This window comes from Streptomyces sp. NBC_01788 (assembly GCF_035917575.1).
In the GTDB taxonomy this organism is placed as follows: Bacteria; Actinomycetota; Actinomycetes; order Streptomycetales; family Streptomycetaceae; genus Streptomyces.
Window position 1 is genome coordinate 5884579 of sequence record NZ_CP109090.1, and the last position, 12203, is coordinate 5896781.

Here is a 12203-nt window from a genome sequence, read left to right on the forward strand (position 1 = left end):
CCCGTATCGCCTTTTCTCACAAGGACGTGACCCTCATGCGCAAGAGCACCAGATTCGCCGCCTCGGCCGCCGCCGGCCTGCTCGCCCTGTCCTCCCTCACCGCCTGCGCCAACGAGGCGGCGAGCTCCACCGGCAGCGGCGGGGGAGGCAAGGGGGAGAAGGTCAAGATCATGGTGGGTGGCCTGGACAAGGTCATCTACCTGCCCGCGATGCTCACCCAGCGCCTCGGCTACTTCACCGAGGAGGGCCTGAACGTCGAGTTGCTGAGCGAGCCCGCCGGAGTCCAGGCCGAGACCGCGCTCGTCTCCGGCCAGGTCCAGGGCGCCGTCGGCTTCTACGACCACACCCTGGATCTCCAGACCCACGACAAGTACGTCGAGTCCGTGGTGCAGTTCTCGCACGCGCCCGGTGAGGTGGAGGTCGTCTCCACCAAGGCGGCGGACAAGATCACTTCGCCGAAGGACTTCAAGGGCAAGAAGCTCGGCGTCACCGGCCTCGGCTCCTCGACCGACTTCCTCACCAAGTACCTGGCGGTCAAGAACGGTGTGCAGGTCAGTGAGTTCAGCCCGGTCGCCGTCGGGGCGGGACCGACCTTCATCTCCGCGCTCGAGAAGGGCGCCATCGACGGCGGCATGACGACCGACCCGACCGTCGCGACGATCCTGGACAAGAAGGTGGGCAAGGTCCTCATCGACATGCGGACGCCCGAGGGTTCGCGGGAGGCGCTCGGCGGCCCGTACCCGTCGTCCAGCCTGTACATGCAGACGGACTGGGTCAACAGCCACAAGGAGACCGTCCAGAAGCTGGCCAACGCGTTCGTGAAGACGCTCAAGTGGATGTCCACCCACAGCGCCGACGAGATCGCCGCCAAGATGCCCGCCGACTACTCCCAGGGCAACAAGACGCTGTACGCGGAGGCGATCAAGAGCACACTGCCGATGTTCACCAACGACGGCGTGATGCCTCAGAACGGCCCCGAGACCGTCGAGAAGGTGCTCAAGGCGTTCAATCCCAACATCCAGAAGCACGACGTGGACCTGAGCAAGACCTACACCACCGAGTTCGTTGAGAAGGCCAAGGGCTGAGATCCGTATGCAAGGGGGCCACGGCCTTCCCCTCCCCCCGGAGCCGTGGCCTCAGGCGCGGGCCGCCCACACATAACGGTGTTCAGGGCGGCCCGCGCCGCCGTACTTCAGCGTCAGCCGGACCCGTCCGGTGCGCTCCAGGAACTTCAGGCAGCGCTGGGCGGTCTGCCGGCTCACCCCGGTCCGCTCGGCGACCTCGTGGGCCGACAGGGGCCCGGCGGCCCCCATCAGGGTCCGGCGGACGAGTTCGACGGTCGCGGGGGAGTGGCCCTTGGGCAGGATGGGCTCCGGCGGCGCCGACAGCGCCCCGAAGAGCCGGTCGACCTCGGCCTGTTCGGCCTCCCCGCCACTGTCCAGGGTGCGGCGCAGCTCCGCGTACGCCTCCAGTCTGGAGCGCAGCCCGGCGAAGGTGAACGGCTTGATCAGGTACTGCAGCGCACCGTGCCGCATCGCCGCCTGCACGGTCGACACGTCACGGGCCGCCGTCACCATGATCACGTCGGTCCCGATGCCGCGGCTGCGCATCTCCCGCACGACCGACAGGCCCGTGTCGTCGGGCAGGCAGTGGTCCATGAGGGCCAGGTCGAGCTGAGGCAGCGTCTCCAGCCGGTGCAGGGCGTCGGCGGCGGTGTGCGCCGCGGCGGCGACGCGGAAGCCCGGCACCTTCTCCACATAGGCGGCGTTGATCTGCGCCACCCGGACGTCGTCGTCCACGACCAGGACGTCGATCACTGCTCCTCCTCGCCGGTCCCGGCGCCGAGGGCGGCCACCGGCGCGGGCTCCGCCTCGGCTAGCGCCTCGGGCAGTACGACCGTGAACTCCGCTCCGCCGCCGGGCGCCTCGCCCACCGTGACGGTTCCGCCCTGCCGCTCGGCGAGCCTGCGCACCAGGGACAGACCTATACCGCGCCTGCCGTGCGCCGGCGGCTGCTTGGTGGACCACCCCTCCGTGAAGATCAGGTCGCGCCGCCCCGCCGGGATTCCGGGCCCGGTGTCGCGCACCCGGAGCACGGCGGTACGTCCCGCCGCGCGCAGTTCGCCCTCCACACGCGCGTGTGGGGTCCCGGCGACCGCGTCCAGCGCGTTGTCGACCAGGTTGCCGACGATCGTCACGAGCCCCCTGGGGTCGACGAGCCGGTCCGGCAGGTGCGTGCGGTCCGACAGCCACAGCGCGACCCCGCGCTCGGCCGCGACGGTCGCCTTGCCGACCAGCAGGGCGGCGAGCAGCGGGTCCTGGATCTTCTCGGTGACCTGCTCGGTGGTGGCCCGGTGGTCGCCGACCACCTCGCCGACGAACTCCACGGCGTCGTCGTACATCTCCAGCTCGAGCAGGCCCAGCAGGGTGTGCATGCGGTTGGCGTGCTCGTGGTCCTGGGCGCGGAGGGCGTCGATCAGGCCGCGCGTCGAGTCCAGCTCCCGGCCCAGCTCCTCCAGCTCGGTGCGGTCGCGCAGGGTCGCGACGGCGCCCCCGTCGTCGGTCGGCATCCGGTTGGCGACCAGGACGCGCTGCCCGCGCACCGTGAGCAGGTCCGTGCCTGTCACCCGCCCGGCCAGGACGTCGGTCGTACGGCCCGCCCCGAGCGCCTCGTCGAGCGACCGGCCCACCGCCTCGTCGCCGATGCCGAGCAGCCGCTGCGCCTCGTCGTTGAGCAGCCGGATCCGTCCGCCGCGGTCCAGGGCCACGACCCCCTCCCGGATGCCGTGCAGCATGGCCTCGCGTTCGGCGAGCAGGGCCGCGATGTCCGAGAAGGCGAGGTCCCTCGTCTGCCGCTGGACCCGCCGGGAGACCAGCCACGCCGCCAGCGCGCCCACGGCCAGGGCGCCACCCGCGTAGGCGAACAGGCCCGGAATGGCGTCGATCAGCTTGCCGCGCACGCTGTCGTAGGCGATGCCGACCGAGACCGCGCCCACGATGTGGTGGCCGGCGTCGTACAGGGGCACCTTGCCGCGTGCCGAGCGGCCCAGCGTGCCGGTGTCGATCTCCATGACCTTCCGGCCGGCCAGGACCGACTCCGCACTCGTCGACACGTGCCGGCCGACCTGCTTCGGATCCGTGTGCGACCAGCGCATGCCCCGTCTGTCCATCACGACGATGTACTCGGCGCCGGTCGCCTTCCGGATCCGCTCCGCCTCCTGCTGCACGGGGCCGTCGACGGACGGGACGGTGTGCTGGAGGTCCTGTGCGATCTGCCGGTTCTCGGCGGTGGTCTCGGCGATGGCGAGGGCGCGGCGCATTGCCTGCTCGTCCAGCTGGTGGCTCAGCGGCGCGAGGAACAGGCCGGTCGCGAGCACGGCGACTCCCGCGGCGATCGCCAGCTGCATCAGCAGCACCTGCGAGAAGACACGTCGCGGCAGACCCAGCCGCCGGCGGCGGGCGGGAGGAGTGGCGCTCATGGCCATGACAGTACGTCGGGACACGGGGCCGTTCCCGGGCTGTTCCCGCTGTGTGGCGCGGATCATCTCTCACACCACCGCCGCACGGCCGCCCCGCCTCGGCCCGTCGCCTTGCCGCTGCCGTTCCGTCGCCCCGGTGCGTCGCCGTGCCGTCGCGCGGTCGCGGTGTCGCCGCCGTTCCGCCGTTGCCCCGGCTTGCCGCCTTTCCGTCGTGCCGCCGAGCGGCCGCTGTTCCGCCGTGCGGTCGCGGTGTCGCGTCGAGTCGTCGCGCTGCTCTGCTGCCCTGCCGTCGTGCGGCTGTCTCGCGGCGGCGCCGTCCCGCCGTGTTGGCTGTCCCGCGCCGCTGCCGTGCCGTGCTGTCGCCCCGCTGTGCCGCCGGTCCGCCGGTCCGCCGGTCCGTCGTGCCGCCGCCGTCCCGCGCCGCCTCCGTACCGTCGCCCCGGTCCGTGGGCCGTCAGTGGGCAGCTCGTGGGCGGTGGGCGGTGGGCCGTCAGGCCGTCAGTGGTGCGGTCGCCAGTTCGCGGACGGCGGTCACGTCCATGCGCGTGGGCCCGCCCAGCACCGAGGTGCCGCAGCTCTCCGGGCGCGGCGGCAGGGCGGCCCCCTGGGTCACGGTCACGTGCCACCGGCGTCCGTCGGCGTGGGCGACGGTGACCTCCCAGCGCGGCGCCGATCCGTCGGTGCGTACGACGCTCAGCGCGTCCGCGCGGTACTCGCGCGCCGTCTCCCGCACCGCCAGTTCCGCGGCCTGCCCGGGCCGTTCCCAGGCCGTGCGGCCCCGGCAGCCCTCGAGGACCATCCGGCCCTCGCCCACACGGTGCAGGATCTCCTTGACGGCGTGGGCCTCGGCCCGGCCGTAGGCGTATCCGAACGGCAGCACGAGCAGGGTCGGCGAGAAACGGTGGCCGCCCAGGTGCGTGACCTCCCAGACGTCCTGGACCCCGGAGGCGGCGAGTTCGGCCGCGAGGGGACGGCCGAGCAGGGCGCAGCACTGGTCACGCTTACCGTTGGTGCACACCAGCGCGAGCGGATCACCTGTGTGCGGCCCGCCCTGGAGGGCGGCGTCGAAGGTGTCGTGGTCGCCCATGCCCAGCGCGGCGAAGTCGAGGGCCAGCAGGCGTTCCGGGTCGGCGGTCACGGCGCTGCGCAGCCATACGTTCCCCGGGACCGTATGGGCCGCGTACACATGCCGTACGGACTGGGTGCGGCGGTCGGCGTGCCGCCCCGGACGGCGGATGAGCGCGATCCGGACGCCGGTGCCCCGCGCCGCGCGATCCAGCGCACGTCCGAGGGCGGGGTCCAGGTGGCTCGAAGTGAGTGCCTTGGCACCCCAGGGGCCGGGCTGTTCCAGCAGCAGCCATGTCGTCGCCGTGGCCGCGGTGGCGGCCATCGGCTCGTCTAGGTGCCGGGAGGCGGTCGAGCACGTACTCACGCAGGTGAGCCTAACCTGACTCGGCCCGGATCCACGCCAGCCGTAGGGGTGATCTTCGCCGGGCGCTCGCGCAGCGCCCCGACGTGCGCACGGCCCGTATCCTTGGTCGGCATTCCATCCTCGTACGTGCGCAGGGCCGTGAGCCGGTGCACGCGTCGGCATGAGAGAGGTCGCGTGGTGAGTCAGCCGAGCCGCTACCCGAGTCCGAGCCGCAGCGCGGCGCAGATCCCGGTCGTGGTGCTCGCCGGTTTTCTGGGCTCGGGCAAGACCACGCTCCTCAACCACCTGCTGCACCGCAGCGGCGGCAGCCGCATCGGCGCGATCGTCAACGACTTCGGCGCGATCGAGATCGACGCCATGGCGGTCGCGGGAGCCCTCGGGGACTCCACCGTCTCCCTGGGCAACGGGTGCCTGTGCTGTGCGGTGGACGCCAGTGAACTCGACGTCTACCTCGACCGGTTGACGAGCCCGGCCGCCGGTATCGACGTCGTCGTCATCGAGGCCAGCGGGCTCGCCGAACCCCAGGAACTCGTCCGCATGGTGCTGGCCTCCGAGAACCCCCGGGTCGTCTACGGCGGGCTCGTCGAGGTCGTGGACGCCGCCGAGTTCGGCGACACCCGTGCGCGGCATCCCGAGATCGACCGGCATCTCGCGCTCGCCGACCTCGTCGTCGTCAACAAGACCGACCGGGCGGCCGATGGCGAGAAGGTGCTCGCACTCGTACGGTCCCTGGTCGACGGGGCCGCCGTGGTTCCGGCCTCATACGGCAGGGTGGACCCGGAGTTCCTCTTCGACTGCCGGCCGAGCGAGGAGCGGATCGGGCAGCTCTCCTTCGACGACCTGCACGCGTCCGGCGCGGACGAGGACGACGACCACCACGCCGCGCATCTGCACGCCGGCTACGACAGTCTCTCCTTCGTCTCCGACGTGCCGCTCGATCCTCGCCGGCTGATGCGGTTCCTGGACAGCCGCCCCGACGGGCTCTACCGGATCAAGGGGTACGTCGGCTTCGGCCGCCACGACGTGCGCAACCGCTACGCCGTGCACGCCGTCGGGCGTTTCCTGCGCTTTTACCCCGAGCCCTGGCCGGACGGCGACGACCCCTGTCCCACCCAGCTCGTGCTCATCGGCTCCGGCATCGACGCGGGCGCCCTCGGCAAGGAGCTGGAGGTGTGCAAGCAGGACACCCCGCACGCCGACGAGCACGGCATGTGGGGCGTCCTGCGCTACGTACGGGACCCCGGGGGACACGACCCCGAGGCCCCGGGTCAAACGGACCCGGACCTGTCCTATTCGGACCCGGCCCCGGACCCGGGGGACCCCCCGGCCTAGACGGGCCCCGCGACCACCGCCACCGTCTTCGGCAGCGACACGCCCGAGCCGTCGCGGCGCGGGTCGAGCTGCGGGAGTTCGGCCGGGCTGCCGTTCTTCTGCGTGGCCAGGGCCGGGGTGGGCCCTGCCCAGGCGAAGGCCAGGCAGTCCTCGCCCTTCAGGAACCGCTGGCAGCGCACACCGCCGGTGGCGCGGCCCTTGCGCGGGTACTGGTCGAACGGTGTGACCTTGCCCGTCGTCTGCACGGAGTCGTCCAGCGAGCCGCGCGAGCCTGCGATGGTGAGGACGATCGCGTTTGCGGCCGGGTCGACGGCCGTGAACGAGATGACCTTGGCGCCCTCGGTGAGCTTGATGCCGGCCATGCCGCCGGCCGGGCGGCCCTGCGGGCGGACCTGGGAGGCCTGGTAGCGCAGGAGCTGGGCGTCGTCCGTGATGAAGACCAGGTCCTCCTCACCGGTGCGCAGCTCGACCGCGCCGACGATCCGGTCACCCTCCTTGAGCGTGATGACCTCCAACTCCTCCTTGCTGGAGGGGTAGTCGGGCACGACCCGCTTGACGACGCCCTGCTCGGTACCGAGCGCCAGGCCCGGAGACGACTCGTCCAGCGTGGTCAGGCAGACCACGGTCTCGTCGTCCTCCAGGGAGACGAACTCCGCCAGTGGCGCTCCGCCGGCGAGATTCGGAGCCGACGTCTGCTCCGGCAGATGGGGCAGGTCGACGACGTTCACGCGGAGCAGACGGCCCGCCGACGTCACCACGCCCACCTCGCCCCGGCCGGTCGCCGGGACCGCCGAGACGATCACGTCGTGCTTCTGCCGCTTGCCGTCCGTGCCCTGCGCGAACGGTTCGCCGTTCGTCGTGCGGGCCATCAGACCCGTCGAGGACAGCAGGACGCGGCACGGGTCGTCCGCCACCTGCAACGGCACCACGGCGGCCGGGACGTTGCTCGCCTCCAGCAGCATCGTGCGCCGGGGAGTGCCGAACTTCTTGGCGACCGCGGCCAGTTCGGCCGAGACCAGCTTGCGCAGCTCCGCGTCGGACTCAAGGATCCGGGTCAGTTCCTCGATCTCCGCGATGAGCTTGTCCTTCTCCGCCTCCAGCTCGATGCGGTCGTACTTGGTCAGCCGGCGCAGCGGGGTGTCGAGGATGTACTGGGTCTGGACCTCGCTCAGCGAGAAGCGCCGCATCAGGCGCTCCTTGGCCTGCGCGGAGTTCTCGCTGGAGCGGATCAGACGGATGACCTCGTCGATGTCCACCAGCGCGGTGAGCAGGCCCTCCACCAGGTGCAGCCGGTCGCGCCGCTTGCGCCGCCGGTACTCGCTGCGGCGCCGTACGACGTCGAAGCGGTGGTCGAGGTAGACCTCCAGCAGCTCCTTCAGACCGAGCGTGAGGGGCTGGCCGTCGACCAGGGCGACGTTGTTGATGCCGAAGGACTCCTCCATCGGCGTCAGCTTGTACAGCTGCTCCAGGACGGCCTCGGGCACGAAGCCGTTCTTGATCTCGATGACCAGGCGCAGTCCGTGCTCGCGGTCGGTGAGGTCCTTGACGTCGGCGATGCCCTGGACCTTCTTCGAGCCGACCAGGTCCTTGATCTTGGCGATCACCTTCTCCGGGCCGACGGCGAAGGGCAGCTCGGTGACGACCAGCCCCTTGCGGCGCGCCGTCACGGTCTCCACCGAGACCGTCGCGCGGATCTTGAAGGTGCCGCGGCCGCTCTCGTAGGCGTCCCTGATCCCGGACAGGCCGACGATCCGGCCGCCAGTGGGCAGGTCCGGGCCCGGGACGTGCCGCATCAGGGCGTCCAGGTCCGCGTTCGGGTGGCGGATGAGGTGGCGGGCGGCCGCGATGACCTCGTTGAGGTTGTGCGGGGGCATGTTCGTGGCCATGCCGACGGCGATGCCGGAGGCGCCGTTCACCAGCAGGTTCGGGAAGGCGGCCGGCAGGGCCACCGGCTCCTGCTCCTGGCCGTCGTAGTTGGGGGCGAAGTCGACGGTGTCCTCGTCGATGGACTCCGTCATCAGGCTCGTGGCCTCGGCCATCCGGCACTCGGTGTACCGCATGGCGGCCGGCGGGTCGTCGTTGCCCAGCGAGCCGAAGTTGCCGTGGCCGTCGACGAGCGGGACACGCATCGAGAAGGGCTGGGCCAGGCGCACCAGGGCGTCGTAGATCGACGCGTCGCCGTGCGGGTGCAGCTTGCCCATGACCTCGCCGACGACGCGGGCGCACTTCACGTAGCCGCGCTCGGGGCGCAGCCCCATCTCGTTCATCTGGTAGACGATGCGGCGGTGCACCGGCTTGAGTCCGTCCCGGGCGTCCGGCAGCGCGCGGGAGTAGATGACCGAGTACGCGTACTCGAGGAAGGAGCCCTGCATCTCGTCGACGACGTCGATGTCGAGGATCCTCTCCTCGTACGAGTCGTCGGGCGGCGGGGTCTTCGTGCTGCGGCGGGCCATCGCTGCCGGCTCCTTGCTGAAGCGTGGACGGGATCTGACGCGGACCATTGTGGACCGCGCGACTGACAACCCGGACCACGCCCCGTCCCCACAGGGCACGTTCCGCCCTCCCGCCCCGCCTCAGGGGACCTCCGCCGTCCCGTGGCCGCTGGTGGCGGTGATGCCTCTGATGCCGGTGCGAACTGCGGGGACGTCCCGTTCCGCGGCGCCGCCGTGACGCACGGCTTTCCGTCTCGCTCTCGGCGTACGGACCGTGGGAACTTCGCCACGGGTCCGCACGCTTGCATACAGTGGCAGGACCGGCAGGAAAAGGGCGGTTCGCAGACCGCCATCGCGATCGAAGGGACGTACATGCCCATGGGTCACACGGCTGCAGCCGAGGCAGGCTCCGGCGGCCTGACAGCGACCGAGCACCGCCTGGCCAACGGCCTGCGCGTGGTGCTCTCCGAGGACCACCTGACCCCGGTCGCGGCGGTGTGCCTCTGGTACGACGTCGGCTCGCGCCACGAGGTCAAGGGACGCACCGGCCTGGCTCACCTTTTCGAGCACCTGATGTTCCAGGGCTCCGCCCAGGTCAAGGGCAACGGCCACTTCGAACTGGTGCAGGGCGCGGGCGGCTCGCTCAACGGCACCACCAGCTTCGAGCGCACCAACTACTTCGAGACGATGCCCACCCACCAGCTGGAGCTCGCCCTCTGGCTGGAGGCCGACCGCATGGGCTCGCTGCTCGCGGCGCTGGACGACGAGTCCATGGAGAACCAGCGGGACGTCGTCAAGAACGAGCGCCGCCAGCGCTACGACAACGTCCCCTACGGCACCGCCTTCGAGCGGCTGACCGCCCTCGCCTACCCGGAGGGCCACCCGTACCACCACACGCCGATCGGATCCATGGCGGACCTCGACGCGGCCACGCTGGAGGACGCGCGCGCGTTCTTCCGCACGTACTACGCCCCGAACAACGCCGTCCTGTCGGTCGTCGGTGACATCGACCCGGAGCAGACGCTCGCCTGGGTCGAGAAGTACTTCGGCTCCATCGCGTCCCACGACGGCAAGCCCGAGCCCCGCGACGGCTCCCTGCCCGACGTCATCGGCGGGCAGCTGCGCGAGGTCGTCGAGGAGGAGGTCCCGGCCCGCGCCCTGATGGCCGCCTACCGGCTCCCGCACGACGGCACGCGCGTGTGCGACGCGGCCGACCTGGCGCTCACCATCCTCGGCGGCGGCGAGTCCTCGCGGCTCTACAACCGGCTGGTGCGCCGCGACCGTACGGCTGTCGCGGCCGGTTTCGGCCTGCTGCGGCTGTCCGGCGCGCCCTCCCTCGGCTGGCTGGACGTGAAGACCTCCGGCGATGTCGAGGTCCCCGTCATCGAGTCGGCGATCGACGAGGAGCTCGCCCGGTTCGCCGAACAGGGTCCGACGGCCGAGGAGATGGAGCGCGCCCAGGCCCAGCTGGAGCGCGAGTGGCTGGACCGCCTCGGCACGGTCGCCGGCCGCGCCGACGAACTGTGCCGTTACGCCGTCCTGTTCGGCGACCCGCAGCTCGCCCTGACCGCCGTCGCCCGGGTCCTGGAGGTGACGCCCGAGGAGGTCCAGGAGGTCGCCAAGTCCCGCCTGCGTCCCGACAACCGCGCGGTGCTCGTCTACGAGCCGACCGCCGCCGCTGCGCAGGACGACGCCCAGGACGCGGACGCCGCGGCCACCGACGAGACCGAGGAGGCGGCGAAGTGACCGAGCTCGCCACGATGGAGTTCCACCCCCAGCCCCGGGCCGGCGCGGCCAGGCCGTGGGCGTTCCCCGCCCCCGAGCGTGGGACGCTGGACAACGGCCTGACGGTGCTGCGCTGCCACCGCCCCGGCCAGCAGGTCGTCGCCGTGGAGGTGCTGCTGGACGCGCCCCTGGAGGCGGAGCCGGCCGGCCTGGACGGCGTGGCCACGATCACGGCGCGGGCCTTCTCCGAGGGCACCGACAAGCACTCCGCCGAGGAGTTCGCCGCCGAGCTGGAGCGCGCGGGCGCCACCCTCGACGCGCACGCCGACCACCCCGGCGTGCGGCTGAGCCTGGAGGTCCCGGCCTCGCGTCTGGCCAAGGGGCTCGGCCTGCTGTCCGACGCCCTCAGGGCGCCCGCGTTCGCCGACTCCGAGGTGGAGCGGCTGGTGCGCAACCGGCTCGACGAGATCCCGCACGAGCTGGCCAACCCGGCCCGCCGCGCCGCCAAGGAGCTGTCCAAGGAGCTCTTCCCGGCCGACTCGCGCATGTCGCGTCCCCGCCAGGGCACCGAGGAGACGGTCGGCGCCATCGACTCGGCGGCCGTCCGCGCCTTCTACGACCGGCACGTGCGCCCGGCCACGGCCACCGCCGTGGTCGTCGGCGACCTCACCGGAGTCGACCTCGACGAGCTGCTGGGCCGGACCCTGGGCGCCTGGAACGGCGCGCCCGCCAAGCCGCGGCCCGTGCCTCCGGTCACCGCCGACGACACCGGCCGGGTGGTCATCGTGGACCGGCCCGGCGCCGTCCAGACGCAGTTGCTCATCGGCCGGATCGGCCCCGACCGGCACGCCCGCGTGTGGCCCGCCCAGGTGCTCGGCACCTACTGCCTCGGAGGCACCCTCACCTCCCGCCTGGACCGCGTCCTGCGCGAGGAGAAGGGCTACACCTACGGCGTCCGGGCGTTCGGCCAGGTGATGCGTTCGGCCCCCGACGGGTCGGGCGCCGCGATGCTCGCCATCAGCGGCTCGGTCGACACCCCGAACACCGGCCCGGCCCTGGACGACCTGTTCACGGTGCTGCGCAAGCTCGCCGCCGAGGGCCTCACCGACGCCGAGCGGGACGTCGCCGTGCAGAACCTCGTCGGTGTGGCCCCGCTGAAGTACGAGACGGCCGCCGCCGTGGCGGGCACGCTGGCCGACCAGGTCGAGCAGCACCTGCCCGACGACTACCAGGCGACGCTCTATCAGCAGCTCGCCGCCACCGGCACGGTGGAGGCCACCGCGGCCGTCGTCAACGCCTTCCCGGTGGACCGTCTTGTGACGGTCCTCGTCGGTGACGCGGCGCAGATCAAGGAGCCCGTCGAGGCCCTGGGCGTCGGCCGGGTCACCGTCGTCGAGGCCGAGTAGGAGCACACCCGGTCGCCGCCGTGCGCGGCGACCGCCACACACGCGCGTGGGGCCCTGGTGACCGAAGCGTCACCAGGGCCCTGTGTTGTCCGAGTGTGGTCCGAATTGAGAGGGAGAGTGCCTGTCTGCCCTGTGGTATGCGCTACAAAACTTCTGATCCGTTTGGGAATTGAAAGCGGCCCCGCTTAGCGTCGGTCCGGCTGTTCGTCGGGCAGTGCGCCGCGTCCGCGGCACCGGACAGTCATCGCCGAGTCCCCGTACGGCGCGAGCCAGGGGAGCCGGGGACCCACCGTCCCTGGGGTGAATCGGACACCCGCGCGCGATGCGAGGGGGCCGTAGGAGACCTTCCTGCTCCGAACCCGTCAGCTAACCCGGTAGGCGACAGGGAAGGAAAGGAT

The 12203-nt window shown here is 71.9% G+C and carries 8 protein-coding genes and 1 riboswitch; of the genes, 4 read left to right on the forward strand and 4 right to left on the reverse strand.

The features are described 5' to 3' along the window. The first annotated feature begins 35 nt into the window (after positions 1 to 35). Positions 36 to 1085, forward strand: coding sequence for an ABC transporter substrate-binding protein (locus OIE49_RS26600; RefSeq protein WP_326804458.1), 1050 nt, complete (start codon positions 36 to 38; stop codon positions 1083 to 1085). A gap of 51 nt (positions 1086 to 1136) precedes the next feature. Here the strand turns inward: OIE49_RS26600 and OIE49_RS26605 are convergent, their stop codons facing one another. From OIE49_RS26605 to OIE49_RS26615, 3 genes are all read right to left on the reverse strand, one after another. Further along, a complete protein-coding gene (locus OIE49_RS26605) occupies positions 1137 to 1817 on the reverse strand; it encodes a response regulator (protein ID WP_326804459.1) in 681 nt (226 codons plus the stop codon). After that, entirely contained in the window at positions 1814 to 3478 is a 1665-nt protein-coding gene (locus tag OIE49_RS26610; RefSeq protein ID WP_326804460.1) for a sensor histidine kinase, read from the reverse strand. The genes OIE49_RS26605 and OIE49_RS26610 overlap by 4 nt, the downstream gene beginning before the upstream one ends. Before the next feature lie 490 nt (positions 3479 to 3968). Continuing rightward, a complete protein-coding gene (locus OIE49_RS26615) occupies positions 3969 to 4910 on the reverse strand; it encodes a sucrase ferredoxin (protein ID WP_326804461.1) in 942 nt (313 codons plus the stop codon). Positions 4911 to 5087: 177 nt separating this feature from the next. Between OIE49_RS26615 and OIE49_RS26620 the strand changes: the two genes are divergently transcribed. Beyond that, positions 5088 to 6242, forward strand: coding sequence for a CobW family GTP-binding protein (locus OIE49_RS26620; protein ID WP_326804462.1), 1155 nt, complete (start codon positions 5088 to 5090; stop codon positions 6240 to 6242). Here the strand turns inward: OIE49_RS26620 and OIE49_RS26625 are convergent. Continuing rightward, a complete protein-coding gene (locus OIE49_RS26625; protein WP_326804463.1) occupies positions 6239 to 8695 on the reverse strand; it encodes a DNA gyrase/topoisomerase IV subunit A in 2457 nt (818 codons plus the stop codon). The two genes, OIE49_RS26620 and OIE49_RS26625, sit on opposite strands and share 4 nt — an antisense overlap. Positions 8696 to 9046: 351 nt before the next feature. Here OIE49_RS26625 and OIE49_RS26630 point away from each other — a divergent pair, with 351 nt between their 5' ends. Then, complete coding sequence (locus OIE49_RS26630) at positions 9047 to 10420, forward strand: M16 family metallopeptidase (protein ID WP_326804464.1); 1374 nt, start codon at positions 9047 to 9049, stop codon at positions 10418 to 10420. After that, complete coding sequence (locus tag OIE49_RS26635) at positions 10417 to 11805, forward strand: M16 family metallopeptidase (protein WP_100570669.1); 1389 nt, start codon at positions 10417 to 10419, stop codon at positions 11803 to 11805. The genes OIE49_RS26630 and OIE49_RS26635 overlap by 4 nt, the downstream gene beginning before the upstream one ends. Before the next feature lie 235 nt (positions 11806 to 12040). After that, positions 12041 to 12201, forward strand: a riboswitch (cyclic di-AMP (ydaO/yuaA leader). Positions 12202 to 12203 lie beyond the last annotated feature (2 nt).

Coding starts and splice junctions, on each gene's coding strand:
- OIE49_RS26610 (WP_326804460.1), bottom strand. CDS start 3,478: ATGAGCGCCACTCCTCCCGCCCGCCGCCGGCGGCTGGGTCTGCCGCGA.
- OIE49_RS26625 (WP_326804463.1), bottom strand. CDS start 8,695: ATGGCCCGCCGCAGCACGAAGACCCCGCCGCCCGACGACTCGTACGAG.
- OIE49_RS26600 (WP_326804458.1), top strand. CDS start 36: ATGCGCAAGAGCACCAGATTCGCCGCCTCGGCCGCCGCCGGCCTGCTC.
- OIE49_RS26630 (WP_326804464.1), top strand. CDS start 9,047: ATGCCCATGGGTCACACGGCTGCAGCCGAGGCAGGCTCCGGCGGCCTG.